The following is an 18,289-nucleotide window of genomic DNA, read 5'->3' as shown; positions in this document are numbered from 1 at the left end:
GCCGGCGGCATCCGTTGACAGGCACGTGGATGCGCCTTACTGCAGGCGTGCCAGTTTGGCGTCGGCCAGCACCAGTTGCTCGGCATCGAAGAAGCGCAGATTGCCGCTGATGATGGCCTGGCGCTGCCCCACCAGCTTTTTGGCTTCTTCGCGCGGTAGCGGCACTTCCATGCTGACCTCGCCTGCGCGCACGCTGTAAGTCTGACTGTCGGCGTTGTAGCCGGCCAGATTGACCAGCGCGCTATACGGCGAAGTCCAGCCGCTCATACGCTTCTGATATTCGGCGGTAGATTCGAACTGGTCCTTGGTCAGCAGATTCATGTCCTTGATCTTAGGCAAGGACCATAGCTTGGCGACATTGTCGGTGCCGACGCTGAGTACCTTGCGACCATCGTCCGAGAACAGCGCTGTCGCGATGGCATCGAGGTGCCCTTTGAGCTGGCTGACCTGGTCGCCATGATCGGTGTGCCACAACGTCAGCAAACCTTCGGCATTGCTGGTCAACATCAGGTCGCCTTTGGGCGCGACGAAAGCGGAAACCTGGCCTTGCATGCGGGCCAACGGCGACAGTGTCGCCGCGTCCAGCAGACGCACGCCTTCGCTGGCGCGGATGATAACGCGGCGGCCATCCGGAGTGAAATCCAGCAATTCGGCGCTGGTCAGCGTACTGACGCGCTTAAGCGTCGCGGTCTCGACCACATACAGGTGATGGTCGGAAGCGTTCAGGAACAGGCGCGAGCGGTCCGGGCTGAAGCGGTAGTCGCGTAGCGTGACGCCGTCGGGCAGCAAGGTGGCCACCTGATTGCCGCTGCTGCTATCCCACACACCCAGTTGCATAGGTCCTACTGCCGGTGGTTTGGCACTGCGATTGACATAGGCCATGACTCTGCGGCCGTCCGGCAAGACCTCCATGCTTTGCGGCAGCGGGTTGCCTTCGCCAAAACTCAGGCGCTTGACGCTATCGCCATCGCCGCTACGCCAAAGCATGACTTTGTCGTCGTTGGCGGCGCTGATGAGGAAATTGCCATCGCGCGAAAAGCGCACCATGCCGACCGGATTCCAGTGATCATTGAGACGTGCGACCCGGTTGCCCCGTTCGCTTTCCCACAGCTTCATATTGCTGTCATGGCTACCCCAGGTGACGATGCGGTCACCATTGGGTGAAAACTCGAAGTGCGGCGTGCCATCGACATCGTCGAGACGGGCCAGCATTTGCAGGCTGGCCGTGTCATATAACTGGAAGCCGCGCGCAGCCGTGTAGATCAGCAGGCGGTGGCCGCTCGGTGAAATGCCCGCCGCCACGATAGGGTAGGGTAGGGTGCTGAGTGGCTTGCTACTGCCATCGTCATTCAGGTCGGTCAGATGCAGGCGGCCCTCGGCCAGCCCAAGCAGGTAGCGGCGGTTGGCGGACAACTGGGTCGTCCCGTAGCTGGCTTCGGCCATGACAGGCTGGTTGCTGTCCACCTGCCACAGATACATGGCGCGGTCGCGTGTGCCCAGCGCAAAGTGTTCGCCTTTGGCAGAGAAGCCGCCGACCGTGGCGCTGGCGGAAATCGGGAAGTTGCCGGCCAACTGGTAATTCTCAATTAATTTACGCGGCAGCAGCACTTGATTGAGCTGCCGTGCTGGCCCCGCAGCGACGCGTATGCCGCCGCCACCGCTGACAGGCATGTTGGCCTGTTCCTGGGTGGGGTTAAAGTAGAAGTTACCGGTGATGGAAGACATTTCCCATGGCGTCTGCTTGCCGCCTGATTGTTCCTGTACGCCTTCGCGTACGCGCTTGAAGATGTCCTCTACCTTCATGCCCTGTTCGCCCATCGCAGCCAGTAACTGCTCCGTGTACAGGCCATTGGCACCAACGCCGTCCGAAGCGGTCGAGCCGGGCGAGGTGGCGTAGGCGACCAGCGTGCCGCGCGGTGCCGATTCCATGCCGGCCAGACCCCGGGAGCCAGAGCGGAAGCTGCGCGCAAACGGATTGTCGCGGCAGGCATCGAGAATGACCAGATTGATGCGGTTACGTGCCGTATCCATCTTCTCCAGCACTTCGTTGGCATTGTAGGCACGCGTCGATAATTCATCTTCGCTGGCAATATTGGCGTCCACCGGCACCAGATAGTTGATGCCGCGCGACTGCACGCCATGGCCCGCATAATAGAACAGGCCGATACCGCCATTGCGCAATTGATTGCCGAATTCGCGCACCGACGTCATCATTTCTTCCAGACTAGCGTTTTCCTTCTTGATGACGGTGAACCCCAGTTGCTGCAGCTTGATCGCCATCGCACGTGCATCATTCGTGGGGTTGGTCAGCGGCGAGCTCTTGTAAGTCGAGTTGCCGATGACCAGAGCCAAGCGTTGTTCGTTCCCCATAGGAACCGTTTCGGGTGCAGCATTGGCGCTCTGAGCGGCATTTTCGGCCGTAGCCACGGCCCCAGCCGCGGTTTCGGGCGCTGCGGCGCCAGTGCCGGGGATGGCGCCGCCACGGTCGGCTGGCGCCTGGCTGGGCAGGCTAATGATAGGTGCGGCCAGCGCTGCACGGATGCGCTCGCTACGGGCCGCTTCTTCCGCAGCGGCGGCCGCTTTGGCAGCCTTGACTTCAGCGCTCTCGGGGTTGTTGCGGGCGTTTTCGGCCGCGATCGCGTTCAGGGCTTCCTGCTTGAACCGCTCGATGCTGCTTTTCGAGCCGGATTGGGCAAAAGCGCCACCAGCGAGGTTCGCGCATAGCGCGATTGCACAGGCTTGCGCCAATTTGGTGCGTGTCATGTTTATTCGGGAATGTCAGGTGGCGTAAGGGTTTGCCCGCATAATGTAATGCTTTTCCGAAAACATGACAATCATGTGGCTTGCCAGCCGCAGTTTTGCTGGTCTGGCAGTCAGGCTGGGCGGCAGCGGGATTTGTACAGTTCTGAGTAAAGTGTGGTTAAATAAACAAATTAGCCAAATTGTTTTTCTTATTTGGTAATGCTGATTAACCCACTATACGGGCAGGCCCATTGCGTGCGTGTTTGCCCTCTTTAAAATGATGATAAAAAAACACATTAGATTCAATCGGTGGCCATGGCTTATGCCAGCGCTGATGCTTGTTGCCTTGCTGAGCGGCTGCGGCGGCGGTTCGGGCGCTTCCGCGCTGCCGGCCAACACGGCGCCGCATGTGGCAATGCTGCTGGGTGGCCAGGTTCGTGCCGGTGCCGCGGGGGCTGATGCTAGCGCGACGGTGGGCAGCGATGTATTGCTGAGTGGCGCGGGCAGTACGGATGCCGAAGGGGACGCGCTGAGCTATAACTGGACTATCGTCTCCAAGCCGAGCACCAGTGCTTTGGTGCTCGGCGCCAGCAGCGGTGCCCAAGTAACGGTCAAGCCCGATGTAGGCGGAACCTATGTTTTCAATCTGAAGGTGACTGATAGCAAAGGCGCATCGTCGGAACAGCACGCAACGCTGCTGGTTGATAATTCCGCCCCGGTCAGCGCCATCGTTGTCAGCGTCAGCTACACGGCACAGCCGGTCATCAAGCCTACCCAGAGCGTCAGTGTGGGCGCCGCGATTGTGCTCGACGCCAGTGCCAGCACGGATCCGGATGGCGATCCGGTCACGAATAGCTGGCAAATCCTGGAACAGCCGGCATTGAGCAAAGCTGCGCTGGTGATAGGCGGAAAAACTGCACGCCTGGTAGTGGATGCGGTCGGCCTGTACAAGGTGCGTGCGCGCGGTACGGACCCCAAGGGCGCGTATTCCGACACGGTCTATGTGTTTGATGCAAGCAATCAGGCGCCAGCGCTGGTGTTGGTGGGCAATGTAACGCCGCAGGCTCTGGACGCGGGCAAGTCCAGCCTGCAGGCCTCGGTCGGCTATGTAGTTTCGCTCAATGGCAGTGCCAGCAGCGATCCGGCCGGCAAGGCACTCAGCTATGCCTGGACCCTGAGCAGCAAGCCGGCCGCTAGTGCGCTGCAGCTAAATGGCACGAATGCGCCGATACTGCAATTCGCGCCTGACGTGCTGGGTGAATACGTGGTGAAGCTGACAGTCAGCAATAGCACCGGCGAGACCAGTTTCTATAGCACCACGGTGTCGGTGAATAATAACCGTCCGCTGGCCAGCATCAGCAGTAATGCGACGCCAGTGGCGCTGCCGAGCGGGCCATCCGTGCGCTATCCGGCCAATACCGTGATCACGCTGCGCGGCGGCGCTAGCAGCGATGCGGACGGTGACCCGATCACCTATGCGTGGAGTCTGGTGGAAAAGCCGGCCGGCAGTGGCACCACGCTATCGTCTGCCAGCAGCGTGAATGTGCAGCTGACCCCGGATAAAGATGGTCTGTACGGCGTACTGCTGCGTACCACTGATCCGTCCGGCGCTTATTCGGAACAGCGCTTGAACGTGGAAGTGGGGACCTATGCGCCGGTTGCGGTGGTGGACCGCAGCGCCATCACCACGCTGGCAGGGACGACGGTAACAGCGTCGGCGGCACTCAGCTACGATGAAGATGGCGATAAACTCAGCTATGCATGGGCGCTCGATGCCTATCCGGTCGGTTCTCGCGCTGCCATCGCCAGCCCGTCAGGCCCGAACCTGAGTTTTACCCCGGATATGGCCGGTACCTATGTAGCTTCGGTCACTGTCAGCGATGGCAAGCGTTCATCGATCGCTTACGTGACCGTACGTGTGCTGGCGGCCATCAGTGGCACGCTGGAACTGCCATTCGTGCCGTTGGAAGCGCGCTATAGCCGTGGCTTGGATAGGCTGGTGGTCGTGGCTAGCAATCCGAATACGCTGAAGATCGTTGATCCGTTTACCGGCGCGATCAAATCTGTGGTGCTGCCTGCCGCGGTCAAATCGCTGCAGCTCAGTAACGACGGCAAGCTGGCTGCTGTGCTGCACGAAGGTGTGCTGAGCCTGGTTGATGTGTCGAGCGCGACGCTGCTGCGTTCGAGCGCTACCGGCGGATCTCACACGGATGCCTTCATCACGAATAGCGGTGTCGCCTATCTGATCGGCCAGACGGGCGGCCAGTGGGTCCGCCCCGGCGTCATCGTGCTGAATGCGCGGACCGGCGAGAAAATGTCCGAGCTCGACTATGCGAATGGCTTCTTCTACGGCACTCAGCGCGGCATTTTCGCGGAGAGCAAAAATAAAGCCTTCCTGATCGCTGCAGGCTTGTCGCCATCCGATATTTCCTACTTCACCGTGGATGGCAAGAGCAATGCCGTACTCAGTTCGGGTGATTCACCCTACCACGGCGACTACGCGATGTACTCGCCGCTATACCTGAGCGAGAACCAGGATCTGGTGTTCACTGCGGCCGGCAATTACTTCCAGAGCGAGACGCTCAGGTACGCGGGCCGCCTCGACATGACCGGACAGCTAACGTCGCTGAGTCATTCGGTGGCAATGGATGAGACGCTGGCGCTGGCGAGCACGGGCGGCTCATATCCCGACTACGCGGTGAGCTATCCGACGGTTTATAAGCGCTATACGGGAGCGTTGCTGCTGCCTGCGCCGGATCTAACGCTGCCGCTGATAGGCGGCGTGCAGAGTTACGGCGTCGGCATATTCCACAGTGCCGACGGCCACCACGTCGCTCTGGTCCAGACCGGCAGTGCGCAACAAAATGCGCAGGGAGTTAAGTACTATCTGACTTACCGCTAGGCGCTGCTGCTACCGCCGCCAGCGTACTGGCGGCGGTAGCGCACTGCTAGCTTACTTAATGGCATGCTTTGGGATGCTTAATGCGACTGCCGCATCCCACGCGATTCACGGAATGTGGTGCGGAACTGAAAAAAGTGGCCCGGGGCGGAGTCGAACCACCAATTATTAATGCTTCCGGCGACAAGACCCGAAGGGCTGCACCTGCTTTCAACGTCCTTTTAACCGCCAGCGAGTTGATTGCAACAAGTTGTACGAATTTCGTAATATGATGGCAACGCTCTCCCGCCAGGAATTCGCTATGAAATTCAATGTATCGTCCACCGCAGTCCGTTCAACCATTCCGTACGCGCTGCCGCTCCCTATCAATCAACCAGCTAACAGCGGCTTGTATGCAGCAATGGGATCTAGCGACATTCGGTCCTACACGGTGGCCGACCTGAACAACGACGGCTTCCTCGACATTTTTCTGCATCCATCGTATTTCAACTACGGCCCAGCGTTATCCGGAGTCGCCCTGCTCAATGACCACAAGGGCGGCTTCGTCAACGCCACGGCAGCCATCATGCCGGGCGTTATCTTCCAGCAGTCTAACAATGTGTTTCTTGCAGACTTCAACCATGACGGCCGGACCGACATGTTCGTGGTCGACCAAGGACTGGAGATCGGTAACCCGAATACGGGTTTCCCGGGCGGCCAAAATCATCTGTACCTGCAGGATGGCAACGGCGTGTTTCAGGACGTGACGGCTACGCTGCCAGGTAATGCGGCGGCGTTCAACCACGTGTCGTCGATGGCCGATATCAACGGCGATGGGAATCTCGACATCATCGTTACCCGCCTTGGGGGCCCCAACTTTGAGGGCTGTGGCACTTTTTTCTACCTCGGAGATGGCAAGGGGCAGTTCAGTTTCACTACCGCAGGCCTTCCGGAAGAGATCAAGTACCTGCCAGCAACCCAACGTAACTCGGCAAGCAAGAGCATTGATTTTCAGGATGCAGGCTCGAATGGAGTGGCCGATCTCGATGGGGATGGACGGCTTGATCTGGTAACTGGCAGCTATATCGGGCCAGACCAGCTAACTAACAGTTATACGATCCGAGTTTTCAAGCAAGGAAGTGATGGCCAGTTTGTGCAGCAGAAATGGGTAGGCGGTCTGCCAACCATTTTCTCGGGCCTGACGATGGGCGTGTGTGGCATCAATATCGGCGACCTTGACGGCGACGGCCGCAACGACATCGTGATCCACTGGGAAGGCAGCGGAATCGAGGCGGTCGAGGTGCTACACAACGACGGGAACCTGCAATTTAGCGATGTGACCATGAGTTGGCTGGGCAGTTACATTGTGCGCAACGGTAGCCGCCAGCAAGATGGTCACTACGAGAAGAGTTACGCACTGACCGAACTACAGGACGTGGACCACAACGGCACCCTCGACTTGGTGTTGCACACCTACGGTAGTGACGCCGAGCAGCTATCGACTAATTCGGCGGCCGGTGCATTTGCCTATCTCAACGCGGGCAACGGTCACATGGCGCCGATGACGATTGCGACGGATGGCAAAGCACTGACCAACGCGGATTACACCAACGCTACCCAGACAAGCGAATACACGCTTGGCGTTCCGCTGATCTTCGACGCCAACAATGACGGCAAGACGGACATCGTGTTTGTCGACAACTTCAAGGGTTTGGATAGCAGTACTAGCCCATATCGTCCGACCCAGTACAACGTCACTACCTTACTTGGCTCCGACGCTAGTCCAGCCTTTCGCGCTGCTGACAGCGGCGAGACCTTATACGGTACCAGCGGTGCGGATCTACTCTACGGCGCAGCGGGCAACGATGTCCTCGGGGGCGGGGGTGGGATCGATACCGTAGTCTATCTCGGCAATCGAACCGATTTCAATGTCATCAGGAACGCCGACGGGAGCATCAAAGTTGGTTCGACTGCCGGAGGTATCGATACGCTGATCGATGTAGAGCGTATCAAGTTTGGCGACCAGACGATTGCGCTCGACGTCGAAGGCAATGCTGGGCAGGCCTACCGAATCTACCAGGCAGCTTTTGAGCGTAAGCCGGACTTGGCCGGCCTCGGATACTGGATCTCTGTCATGGATAAAGGCGTAAGTCTATCGACCGTTGCCAGCGGTTTTGTCGGTTCCGCAGAATTTAGATCGATCTACGGTCCCCAGCCTACCAATCTGGAAATCGTCTTAAAATTTTACCAAAACGTCCTTCACCGCGAAGGCGAGACTGCCGGAATCAATTTCTGGACCGGACTGCTCGACAACCACACGATTACCGTCGCGGATGCGCTCGTCGGATTCAGCGAAAGCGCGGAGAACAAAGCCGCCCTGATCGGCACCATTAATAACGGATTTGCCTACACGCTTTATCCTTGATGGCAAGCCCTCCCAACCTGCATCACGGTCATCACTGAGCCGGGATGGACGTCGCACCGAGCGGCGATGTTGTTTTGTGCCGCAAATGGGCCGGAGCCAAGGACTGCGTCCCCAATGCAAAACGCCCACTTGCATGAGTGGGCGTTGCGTGAGGGATGTTCTTGGTGGTGTAGTTTAACAGAAAACCAAACCCACATATCAGCAGTCTCTCAGCCCCGGTCGGAAGCCTTGAGACCCTCGCGCGATTCCGGGGAAGGATTTCGCGCAACCGCACATGCCCATGATTGTAAGTTCAGAGAGGCCGATTGGCACTCGCAGGTGCCACAACTGCTGGGGAATCTCGGGGCCGCAACTTGGCTTTCCTCTCGTTTGTCGCCGTAATGCCCGGCACGAACGACGAAAGGAGATGCCATGCAAACCGAACCCGCCTTCACCGAAACGGAGCTTGCACATCGGTGGAACGTCAGCATCAAGACTCTACAACGCTGGCGCAGTGAAGAACGCGGCCCGCCGTACATCAAGCTCTCAAAGGCCGTCCGCTATCCAGTCGATGAGATCGTCACCTATGAGCAGGCAATCCGCCAGGGCATGTCCAACGAAGCGCCGTTGCCATCCTTGTGCGACTCGCAGCCCGTTGTCGAATCTCCCGCGCCCGCCGCCCCCGAACCAAAGCGGTACTACTTGAGCGAGGCCTTCGCACTCATCGCGCAGTACGGCAGTCTTGAAGCGGCCGAGGCCGCGCTGACGGAGGTGCGTGATGAAACCCAAGGTTGATGCCAACAAGCAGGGCGTTGCGCCCAGCCCGGATGAGCCAGTCATCACGTATCCGGTCCTCGATGAAAACCAGTTGTCCTCGAGGTGGAATCTCTCACCCAAGACGCTGCAAAAGTGGCGCTCGGAAGGAATCGGCCCGCCCGCCTGGCACCTCAACAGATCTGTCCGTTACCTTCTGATGGAGGTTGAAGCCTTCGAGCGCAAGGCTCGTGTCACTTGGAAATCCCCTGCCGGACGCCAGTTGTCCGAATCCTCCCCGACGGCACGAGAAGACGCCATCAAGCAGATGATGCAGAAGCGGGCCACACGCCGCGATCAGGTTTTTTACTCCGCCAAGGACGTGGTCGACATCACTGGATTGCCCGGTTACTGGATTCACCAGAATCTGGAACGCCTGCGGCTCGGCATTCCTTTCTACCGGATCGCAAACGGTGATGTCATCCGCTTCAGCATAGAGGAAATATTCCTCTGGGAGATGCATCACTTGCGCCCCTGTCGATACCCGGTCGACAGGGGCATTGAGGTCAAAGAACAAGGGGGCACTCACCTGCCATCTGAGTGAAGGGGAGTGAGGTTGGCCGCCGCACCTACAGGTCGAGGATTTCCGTTGCATGTTCCTAGTTTTCGTCGAATTGTTGCTTTAGACGAAAATATGGAACATACTCCACCCATGCTCTCCAGTACCCACACTCAGCGCGTCCTCGACCTGGCGAGCCAGAAGGGGCTACTGCGCGCCAGCGATCTGGACGCCATCAGTGCGCCTCGGGTCGTTCTGACGCGCCTGACCGCTGCGGGTCTACTAGAGAAGGTGGGGCGTGGCCTGTACCGTCTGCCGGATGCACAGGTTTCGGAATTCGAGAGCCTTGGCACCATCGCCACCAAGGTACCTCAAGCGGTGTTCTGCCTGCTTACGGCGCTGCAGTTTCATGAGCTGACCACACAGCTGCCGCGTCAGATCTGGATCGCGATGCCTCGGGGCAGCCACCCGCCCCGGGTCGACTACCCGCCCGTCAAGATGGTGCAGTTCACGGGTGATGCCTACTCGGCAGGGATTGAGGAAGTCGAACGCGACGGTGTCAGGCTCCGGGTGTACGGCGTGGCCAAGACCGTGGCGGACTGCTTCAAGCACCGCAACAAGATCGGGCTGGATGTGGCGCTTGAGGCGCTGAAGGACGCCCGGGCGCGCAGCAAAGCCTCAGTCGACGACATCTGGCGTTTCGCCAAGATATGCCGCGTGGCCAATGTGATGCGACCCTATCTGGAGAGTGTCGGATGAGTGCGGCTACCCCAAATGTCGCGGCATCCGTCCGTGCGCGTCTGCTCAATGTCGCCAAGGCGCAAGGCGTCGATTTCAATCAGGTGCTGGTGCGCTTCGCCTTGGAGCGCATCCTCTACCGGCTGACCCAGTCGCCGCACGCGGACCGCTTTCTGCTCAAAGGTGCGCTGCTGTTCACGCTCTGGTACGACATGCCACACCGGGCCACACGCGATGCCGACCTCTTGGGCTTCGGTGCCAGCGATCTGGAGTCAGTGGCCCAAGTATTCCGGGACATCGCAGCAGTATCGGTCGACGACGGCATCGTGTTCGACCCAGCCTCCGTCACGGTCGAGGAGATCCGCAAGGAAGCTGGCTACGGCGGCGTTCGCGTGATGATTGCAGGCGATCTGGCCAGAGCACGCTGCAAGACCCAAATCGATGTCGGCTTCGGCGACGCCGTCACCCCAGCGCCTGTTGATTCGGTCTACCCTGTACTGCTGGAGGAAATGCCCGCGCCACGACTGCGGGCCTACCCAACGTACACCGTCATCGCGGAAAAGCTCCACGCCATCGCATTGCTGGGTATGACCAACAGCCGCCTGAAGGACTACTTCGATCTGTCGGTGCTGTTGGAACGAGAAACTCTGGACACTGATCTGCTGGCCCAAGCGATCAAGGCCACATTCGAAAGACGCGGCATGGCGGTTCCTGACGCGCTGCCAGTCGGCCTGACGGACGAGTTTGCGCACGACGCTTCGCGCCAGGCGCTGTGGCTGGCATTTCTCAAGAAGAACGAACTTCCGCAAGAACCCTTGCCCGCCATCGTTGGCCGCTTGAGCGTGGCATTGGCACCCGCGTTGAACACCGTCGCTCGTTGAATATCCCTTCATAGGGCAGCCGCTTCGCGCCCTTCGCCACGGTCAGTGGCGGTCTCCATGCGGACTTTGCATGGAGACCACGATGACTACTCGACTTTGCGCGCACTGCGGCCAACCCTTCGAACCCCGCCCACAGGTTCCCGACCAAGCCTTCTGCTCTGCCCCTGAATGCCAGCGGGCTCGTAAGCGCGACTGGCAGCGGGCAAAACTCCAATCCGATCCTGACTACCGCATCAATCAGCAGGCGGCCCAGCGCGCGTGGTCACAGCGCAATCACGACTATTGGCGCAATCACCGAGACGCACAACAGGTCAACGGCGATCAAGGGGCGCAACCTACCACCGCCCATCGGCAGCAAGTCATCGATCCGGTAAAGATGGACGTGTCAGCGCTGCCTTCCGGTATCTACCGGATCACAAGACGTCCGGAGTTTCCCAATGGAACACCGGGCTCTTGGGTAGTTGAAATCACGCTGCTGTGTGAAACCTGCGAATGCAAGATGGATGCGTCAAGAGATGACTTGATCGACACCCAGGGAAACCAGCCTTAACTTCAAGCCCAAATGGGCTCTCGATCATCCTGGATGGCAACAATTTCAACCATGTGCATTCCGGCCGCGCATTGCAGGCCACGTGTATGCCAATGAGGTGAAAGGCAGGCCCGAGAGCGAGTTCACACAACATAAAGTGATCGGGTCTATGCAGGCAGAAGAGTTCTCCATTCCGGGGGCGGATCAGCCACCGACATTTCGAGCCGCCGAGTACGTGCGGATGTCGACCGAGCACCAGCAGTATTCGACGGAAAACCAAGCCGACAAGATCCGCGAGTACGCGGCTCGGCGCAACATCGAAATCGTTCGCACCTATGCCGACGAGGGCAAGAGCGGCTTGCGCATCGATGGGCGGCGAGCGCTGCAGCAACTGATCAAGGACGTCGAGGCAGGCATCGCGGACTTCCAGATCATTCTCGTCTACGACGTCAGCCGCTGGGGCCGGTTTCAGGATGCCGATGAGAGCGCCTATTACGAATACATTTGCCGCCGCGCCGGAATCCAGGTCGCGTACTGCGCAGAGCAGTTCGAAAACGACGGCTCGCCTGTGTCGACCATCGTCAAGGGCGTCAAGCGTGCGATGGCTGGCGAATACAGCCGGGAGTTGTCGGCCAAGGTGTTTGCCGGGCAGTGCCGCCTGATCGAGTTGGGTTTCCGCCAGGGTGGCCCGGCTGGCTATGGGCTGCGACGTGTGCTGATCGATCAGTCCGGCACGCTCAAAGGTGAATTGGCTCGCGGCGAGCACAAGAGCCTGCAAACCGACCGTGTCATTCTTCAGCCGGGACCGGATGATGAGGTCGCCGTGGTCAATCAGATCTACCGCTGGTTTGTCACCGACAACCTGACGGAGCTGGACATCGCCGAACGGCTGAACGCACAAGGAACGCGTACTGACCTTGGGCGGGATTGGACACGCGCAACGGTCCGCGAGGTGCTGTCCAACGAGAAATACATCGGCAACAACATCTACAACCGTCGATCTTTCAAGCTCAAGAAGCACCGAGTGGTTAACAGCCCCGACATGTGGATCAAGAAGGAAGGTGCGTTCGAGGGCATCGTGCCACCAGAGCTCTTCTACACGGCGCAGGGCATCTTGCGCGCAAGGGCACATCGCTACAGCGACGAGGAGTTGATCGAGAAGCTGCGCAATCTGTACCAGCGCCACGGGTACCTCTCCGGCCTGATCATCGATGAGGCAGATGGCATGCCGTCTGCGGCGGCCTATGCACATCGATTCGGCAGTTTGGTTCGCGCCTACCAGGCGGTGGGCTTCACTCCGGATCGCGACTACCAGTATCTGGAGGTGAATCAGTTTCTGCGCAGACTGCATCCAGAGATCGTCAGCCAGACCGAACGCACGATTGCCGAGGTCGGCGGCAACGTCGAACGTGACCCGGCCACCGACCTTCTCACCGTGAATCGCGAGTTCACCGTTTCACTGGTGCTGGCGCGGTGCCAATTGCTCGACAACGGGCGACGGCGCTGGAAGGTGCGCTTCGACACCAGCCTCGCGCCCGACATCACGGTGGCCGTGCGGCTGGACGACAGCAACCAGGCTGCCTTGGACTACTACCTGCTGCCGCGACTGGACTTCGGTCAGGCACGCATCCATTTGGCCGACCACAACGGCATCGAGTTTGAGTGCTATCGCTTCGACAGCCTGGACTACCTCTACGGCATGGCGCGGCGTATCCGCATACGGAGGGCCGCATGAGTCAAGACAAAGAACATCGGCATTCGGAGTTGCGGATGATTCCGCTCAACCGGATTGAGGTTCTCAACCCCCGCGAGCGCAACAGCCGGGTCTTCGAGCAGATCGTCGGCAACATCCAGAACATTGGCCTGAAAAAGCCCATCATCGTGACGCCGCGTCCAGGGAGCAATGGCGAGCACTATCTCCTCATCTGCGGCGAGGGGCGGTTCAAAGCCTTCAAGACGCTCGGGCATCAAGAGATCCCGGCAATGGTGATTAACGTCGATGACGAATCGGCCTTCATCATGAGCCTCACCGAGAACATCGCCCGACGAAAGTTCAGCCCGTTGGAATTGCTGTCCGGCATCGAGCAGCTGCGGGATCAGGGCTATGACAAGAAATCCATTGCCCAAAAGACAGGCCTGAGTCCGGAGTACGTGCAGGGCATCCTGCAGTTGCTGCAGAACGGTGAACAGCGACTGCTGATGGCCGTCGGCAGCGGGCGCATCCCTCTCAACGCGGCGATCACCATCGCTGGCGCGGGCAGCGACGAGAAAGCCATTCAAGCCGCATTGCAAGATGCCTACGAAACCGGAAAGCTGCGTGGCAGCCAGTTGATCCAAGCCCGTCGTGTGATCGAACGTCGCCGCACCCAAGGCAAGTCCATCGGCGGCAGGATGACCTCCCGCAAGACCAATGAGGATGTCACCACGTCCAGCCTGGTGAGGAACTACCAGCGGGAAGTCGAGCGACAGAAGCTGCTGGTCAGGAAAGCAGAGACCGCTCAACGCAACTTGCTGTTCATTGTCGGGGCCCTGCGCCAACTGCTGGCCGACGAGAATTTCACCACCCTGCTACGTGCGGAGGGGCTGGACACACTGCCCCAGTATCTGGCGGAGCGGGTCTGGGCCCGAGGGAGCGGCGCATGAGCAAACCGCCCCTGGGCTTCGTGCCGGAACCGTTGATTTTGTCCCTCTCGTCCGTCCTGCCTTCGCGCAAGACGCCAGAAGGTTTGCTTGCCTCACGGAAATTCAAGCAGATCACCGCATCTATCGAGTCGGTCGGGCTGATCGAACCCCTCTCGGTGGGAAAGCCCAACCGCGAGGGGCAGCACATCTTGCTGGACGGGCACACACGACTGGTCGCGCTGAAACAGCTGGGCTTCGACAAGGCTCCCTGCCTGGTGGCCACCGATGACGAAAGCTACACCTACAACAACCGGATCAATCGCCTCTCCAGCATTCAGGAGCACCTCATGATCCGTCGCGCTGTCGAACGGGGCGTCACCCCGGAAAAGCTGGCGAAGGCCTTGGACGTGGACATCAGCCACATCATCAAGAAGCTAAACCTACTGGAGGGGATCTGCCCGGAGGCCGCCGAGTTGCTGCGCGACCAGACGTTTTCGGCAAACCTTGGTGCGGTCCTGCGCAAGCTCAAGCCGACGCGTCAGGTGGAGTGCGTCGAACTGATGGTCAGCGCCAACAACATCACGGTCGCCTATGCCCAAGCCTTGGTTGCGGCGACACCCAGCAACTTGCTCGTCGGTGAGACCAAGCCCAAGAAGATGACCGGCGTCAGCGCCGACCAGATGGCCAAGATGGAGAGGGAGATGGGCAACCTCCAAGAGCAGTTCAAGCTCGCCGAGCAAACCTACGGTCAGGACATCCTCAACTTGGTGCTGGCCAAGGGCTATCTCGCCAAGTTGATGGCGAACGAAGCCATCTTGCGTCACCTGACCAGGAACCACCCCGACGTGCTGAACGAGTTCGACAGCATCGTTCGTATGGTGGCGCTGGACAAATAAGCGGCGCGCAATCGGCGTAGTGAGCGAAATCCTTCCACAGGAAGGTCGTGACGGCGTCCACGCGGGCGGCCCACGGTTCTTTAACAATCTGGAAGTATCAGGGTCATCGCCCCACAACGGAGTTTTTGCTTCCCTCCGTGATCAAGGGCGGTGACCGATAGGCTTGCCGCTGGCCTGCCCCCGCGCATCGGGCTCTGCGACTGGGCGAACAGCGGCACCTTTTTCATTTTGTGGCGACCCAGTCTTCGTGGCGGAGCAATAGACCTAAACAGTGCTCGCTTGCTGAAGCAAATGAACCGTCTTGTCCCAGAAACAAGGCTTCGACGATTTTTGCTTACTATCGATCAAAACCCTGGGTACTTCTGCCAGATCCGCTGGTTCAGCTCTTCGTTGTCGCTGTACTCGCCAATCGCCCAATTTTTGAATGCGTAGAGGTCTTCCGCCAATTCGGTGATGACGTCGCGCAGTTCCAGCGGCTCCAGCCACTCGGCAGGGATCGCCTTCACGCCGTGCATCGCGCCCAGCAGGTTGCCGACGATCGCTCCGGTCGAGTCGGAATCGCCATCGTGGTTCACGGCCAAGATCACGCCGTGTTTGAAATTGCGGGCGACCAGTGCGCAATAGATGGAAATAGCCAGAGCCTCCTCGGCGATCCAGCCCTGACCCTGCCGGGCTATGGCTTCTTCATGTGGCAAACCGGCATCGGCCAACTCCTCAGCCATCTCGATTGCCCGCAGCGTCTCTTCGTGGCCGGGCTCGGCTCGCAGGAGGAGTTTTGCGGTGGCCAATGCCTCGCGTAGCGACGCGCCATCGGTCAGCGCCAGGATCAGCACCGCCAGCACACCACCGGTCAGGGCTCCGGTTGGGTGCCCATGGGTCAGCGCAGCCAATTCGGTACCGAGCCGGAAGGCGTCTTGGGGAGATTCGTACTGACGCAAGCGCCATGCGAACAACCCGACCGGTGCGACGCGCATGACGCCGCCGCAGCCCTTGCTGTCGTTGCGGGCCGGCTCCCCGAGCGAGTTCATTACCCGCAGGGCCGATAGGCAGGTGTTGCCCGGTGCGCGACGACTGTGCAGCTGACGCTGCTGAAACAGCCAGCCAGGCTCATCGGTGCCGAAGTCGATGTCGCATGTCGGGCGTTCGCCCTGGGTTTGCAGCCAGCGCAAATAGGCGTGCGCCGTGACCCCGGAATAGGTCGTGATGCCTTTGAAGCAGCCGCGCACCCAGCCTCGGATCAACCCCTCGGCGGTGAACAAGGTCATCTGCGTGTCGTCGGTGATCGTTCCCATGCCGCCATAAGCCGGTGCGTACTGGGTGATTCCCTTCGGGCCGAAGCGACGGAGAATCTCGGCGCGCTTCATGAACTCAACCGGTGCGCCCAGCGCATCTCCGACTGCGCCACCGAGTAGGCAGCCCAGAAACCGCCCCTGGACCGTGCGTTTATGCTGGCGCTTGCTGCGCCAGGCCGGAGGTGTCGGTGTCTCGAATTCTTCCGCCGCGCCCGCATCGGCAACAGGCTCCTCGTCCTCATGGCCGGACAATGTGTAGTAGACGCCCAACTCTGCGACTACACGGACGGCGGGTCGGGCGACAAGGTCCAGCTGCTTGCGCCACTCGGGCACATCGGAGCCGTCCCAACTGATGCCCAGACCTTTCTCCCAGTAGGACAGGTAGGCCTCGCCCCACTCGGCGGCGTAGTGGTTGCCGTTGCCGGCAGAGCAGTCGAGCGCGTACTCCCAGTTGTTCTCGCGCATGCAGACACCGTGCTCAGGGTGAGGCACTTGCCCCAGCCCGATCAGGTATTCCGCGCTCTTGGCGTCCAACGGGCGAAACACGGCCACCCGCAAGCGTCCATCGTCCCGGGCGGTGATAGCAGCGATCAGAGCATCGCCACGTTGGATGGTGACGAGTTTGCCGCCGAGGTCCACGTGCCCGACCTCGAGCCACCAGTGGTCACCGGCCGCTGAAATGACGTCGCGGGCATCGGCGGGCGCCAACAACTCGGCAAGTCGATCCATTCCGGGTTCGGCCTGCTGCCATTCGGCCTCCCCATCCCGGCTGCGCTGTTGTAGGCCATGCAGCATCACCGCCAGCGGCAGGTCCCCATTGTCGAGCGCGGCTGACTTTAGATCGGCTGCTGGGATGGGATACGAGATGTCCGGCAACCCGTAATGTGCCAGCGTCTCTGGCTTGAGATGAAGCTCTGCGAAATTTTGCATGGCGCCCGTACCAATCCTCTTATCGCCGCGCCGCTTGTGGTTATCGCAATACGACGCATACTCAAATCAAAATAGAGTCATGGACAGATTCTAGGGCAGACCATATACTTTCCGCAATAACCCACACAAGCATTCGCTAACCCGAACGAGCCAGCCAGGATGTCAAACGAACAGCTTGCAGATCTAACCCAGCCACAACGCGACCGGCTTGCGTTCGTGGAGTTGCGCGTGCGCTTCATCGGGGAGATACGCCGCCAGGACTTGGTCACGCGGTTTGGCACCCAGTCCGCCGCCGCATCCAGGGATCTGGCGCTGTACAAGGAGTTGGCCCCGGGCAACATCGACTATGACTCCAAGGGCAAGTCCTATGTCCTGGGACTGGACTTCCGGCCCGTATTCGACTTTCCCCCGGAGCGGGTACTGTCGTGGCTGACCCAGGGCTTTGGCGATGGCGAACCGATGCGGCTCAAGGCGTGGGTGGCCAGCGAGAGCCCGTCACGGCTCACGTATCCGGATCTGGATGTGCTGGCGAGCGTGACCCGGGCGATTCACCAGGAGTGTCCGCTCGGCATCGAGTACCACTCCATCTCCAGTGGCCGCACGGAGCGGGAGATCGTGCCGTTTGCTCTGATCGACAACGGCCTGCGTTGGCACGTCCGCGCCTTCGACCGGAAGTCACAGGAGTTCCGGGATTTCGTCATCACCCGTATCAAGCGCGCTGCGGTACTCAAAGGGCAGCCAGTGGCACCCCACGAGATGAGCGATCAAGACATTCAATGGACCCGGATCGTCGAGCTGGAGTTGGTGCCGCACCCGGATCAACCCCGGCCGGAGATCACCGAGATGGATTACGGCATGCACGACGGCGTGCTACGGATGAAGCTGCGCGCAGCCACTGCTGGGTACATCCTGCGCAAGTGGAGCGTTGACTGCTCGCCGGATCACAGTCTGCGCGGGCACGAATTCAGACTCTGGTTAAGAGATCACCTGGCGCTGTACGGCGTCAAAAATGCTGTACTGGCCCCGGGCTATCGCTCGCCCGACCAAAGCAAGGGAGAACAATAA

At 59.9% G+C, this 18,289-nt stretch carries 13 protein-coding genes; 11 read left to right on the top strand and 2 right to left on the bottom strand.

Annotated elements, in window-relative coordinates:
- Positions 1-36: 36 nt before the first annotated feature.
- Entirely contained in the window at positions 37-2,763 is a 2,727-nt protein-coding gene (locus tag GM655_RS18725) for a caspase family protein (RefSeq protein ID WP_155436194.1), read from the bottom strand.
- A gap of 301 nt (positions 2,764-3,064) precedes the next feature.
- On the opposite strand from GM655_RS18725, the gene GM655_RS18720 reads away from it, so the two are divergent.
- From GM655_RS18720 to GM655_RS18675, 10 genes are all read left to right on the top strand, one after another.
- On the top strand, positions 3,065-5,644 hold the full coding sequence (locus GM655_RS18720) for a PKD domain-containing protein (protein WP_196308806.1): 2,580 nt from the start codon (positions 3,065-3,067) through the stop codon (positions 5,642-5,644).
- A 298-nt stretch (positions 5,645-5,942) separates the two neighbouring features.
- Positions 5,943-8,045: an FG-GAP-like repeat-containing protein gene (locus tag GM655_RS18715; RefSeq protein WP_196308805.1), complete on the top strand. Its 2,103-nt coding sequence runs from the start codon at positions 5,943-5,945 to the stop codon at positions 8,043-8,045.
- A 411-nt stretch (positions 8,046-8,456) separates the two neighbouring features.
- The gene (locus GM655_RS22780) at positions 8,457-8,819 is read left to right on the top strand and encodes a helix-turn-helix transcriptional regulator (RefSeq protein WP_196308804.1); all 363 of its coding nucleotides are present in this window, start codon (positions 8,457-8,459) and stop codon (positions 8,817-8,819) included.
- Entirely contained in the window at positions 8,803-9,381 is a 579-nt protein-coding gene (locus GM655_RS23035; RefSeq protein ID WP_229632641.1) for a helix-turn-helix domain-containing protein, read from the top strand. Before GM655_RS22780 ends, GM655_RS23035 begins: the two co-directional genes overlap by 17 nt.
- A gap of 108 nt (positions 9,382-9,489) precedes the next feature.
- Entirely contained in the window at positions 9,490-10,095 is a 606-nt protein-coding gene (locus GM655_RS18700) for a type IV toxin-antitoxin system AbiEi family antitoxin domain-containing protein (RefSeq protein WP_155436402.1), read from the top strand.
- Positions 10,092-10,955, top strand: coding sequence for a nucleotidyl transferase AbiEii/AbiGii toxin family protein (locus tag GM655_RS18695; protein ID WP_155436191.1), 864 nt, complete (start codon positions 10,092-10,094; stop codon positions 10,953-10,955). The genes GM655_RS18700 and GM655_RS18695 overlap by 4 nt, the downstream gene beginning before the upstream one ends.
- Positions 10,956-11,037: 82 nt before the next feature.
- The gene (locus GM655_RS18690) at positions 11,038-11,505 is read left to right on the top strand and encodes a hypothetical protein (protein WP_155436190.1); all 468 of its coding nucleotides are present in this window, start codon (positions 11,038-11,040) and stop codon (positions 11,503-11,505) included.
- A 148-nt stretch (positions 11,506-11,653) separates the two neighbouring features.
- The gene (locus tag GM655_RS18685; RefSeq protein ID WP_153169308.1) at positions 11,654-13,219 is read left to right on the top strand and encodes a recombinase family protein; all 1,566 of its coding nucleotides are present in this window, start codon (positions 11,654-11,656) and stop codon (positions 13,217-13,219) included.
- Positions 13,216-14,127 carry a ParB/RepB/Spo0J family partition protein gene (locus GM655_RS18680; RefSeq protein ID WP_150427978.1) on the top strand — a complete coding sequence of 304 codons (912 nt, stop codon included), beginning with the start codon at positions 13,216-13,218 and terminating at the stop codon, positions 14,125-14,127. Before GM655_RS18685 ends, GM655_RS18680 begins: the two co-directional genes overlap by 4 nt.
- A complete protein-coding gene (locus GM655_RS18675; RefSeq protein WP_155436189.1) occupies positions 14,124-15,002 on the top strand; it encodes a plasmid partitioning protein RepB C-terminal domain-containing protein in 879 nt (292 codons plus the stop codon). The genes GM655_RS18680 and GM655_RS18675 overlap by 4 nt, the downstream gene beginning before the upstream one ends.
- Positions 15,003-15,346: 344 nt before the next feature.
- Here the strand turns inward: GM655_RS18675 and GM655_RS18670 are convergent, their stop codons facing one another.
- Positions 15,347-17,224 (bottom strand): ADP-ribosylglycohydrolase family protein, encoded by a 1,878-nt coding sequence (locus tag GM655_RS18670; RefSeq protein WP_229632640.1) that lies wholly within the window; start codon positions 17,222-17,224, stop codon positions 15,347-15,349.
- Between the two features lie 159 nt (positions 17,225-17,383).
- On the opposite strand from GM655_RS18670, the gene GM655_RS18665 reads away from it, so the two are divergent.
- Positions 17,384-18,289, top strand: a complete 906-nt coding sequence (locus GM655_RS18665; RefSeq protein WP_155436188.1) for a helix-turn-helix transcriptional regulator — start codon at positions 17,384-17,386, stop codon at positions 18,287-18,289.

Source organism: Pseudoduganella danionis (assembly GCF_009720775.1).
In the GTDB taxonomy this organism is placed as follows: Bacteria; Pseudomonadota; Gammaproteobacteria; order Burkholderiales; family Burkholderiaceae_D; genus Rugamonas; species Rugamonas danionis.
Note: the sequence above shows the minus strand (reverse complement) of the source record. Positions and strands in the feature narration are given on the sequence as shown.

Coding starts and splice junctions, on each gene's coding strand:
- GM655_RS18725 (WP_155436194.1), bottom strand. CDS start 2,763: ATGACACGCACCAAATTGGCGCAAGCCTGTGCAATCGCGCTATGCGCG.
- GM655_RS18720 (WP_196308806.1), top strand. CDS start 3,065: ATGCCAGCGCTGATGCTTGTTGCCTTGCTGAGCGGCTGCGGCGGCGGT.
- GM655_RS18715 (WP_196308805.1), top strand. CDS start 5,943: ATGAAATTCAATGTATCGTCCACCGCAGTCCGTTCAACCATTCCGTAC.
- GM655_RS22780 (WP_196308804.1), top strand. CDS start 8,457: ATGCAAACCGAACCCGCCTTCACCGAAACGGAGCTTGCACATCGGTGG.
- GM655_RS23035 (WP_229632641.1), top strand. CDS start 8,803: ATGAAACCCAAGGTTGATGCCAACAAGCAGGGCGTTGCGCCCAGCCCG.
- GM655_RS18700 (WP_155436402.1), top strand. CDS start 9,490: ATGCTCTCCAGTACCCACACTCAGCGCGTCCTCGACCTGGCGAGCCAG.
- GM655_RS18695 (WP_155436191.1), top strand. CDS start 10,092: ATGAGTGCGGCTACCCCAAATGTCGCGGCATCCGTCCGTGCGCGTCTG.
- GM655_RS18690 (WP_155436190.1), top strand. CDS start 11,038: ATGACTACTCGACTTTGCGCGCACTGCGGCCAACCCTTCGAACCCCGC.
- GM655_RS18685 (WP_153169308.1), top strand. CDS start 11,654: ATGCAGGCAGAAGAGTTCTCCATTCCGGGGGCGGATCAGCCACCGACA.
- GM655_RS18680 (WP_150427978.1), top strand. CDS start 13,216: ATGAGTCAAGACAAAGAACATCGGCATTCGGAGTTGCGGATGATTCCG.
- GM655_RS18675 (WP_155436189.1), top strand. CDS start 14,124: ATGAGCAAACCGCCCCTGGGCTTCGTGCCGGAACCGTTGATTTTGTCC.
- GM655_RS18670 (WP_229632640.1), bottom strand. CDS start 17,224: ATGCAAAATTTCGCAGAGCTTCATCTCAAGCCAGAGACGCTGGCACAT.
- GM655_RS18665 (WP_155436188.1), top strand. CDS start 17,384: ATGTCAAACGAACAGCTTGCAGATCTAACCCAGCCACAACGCGACCGG.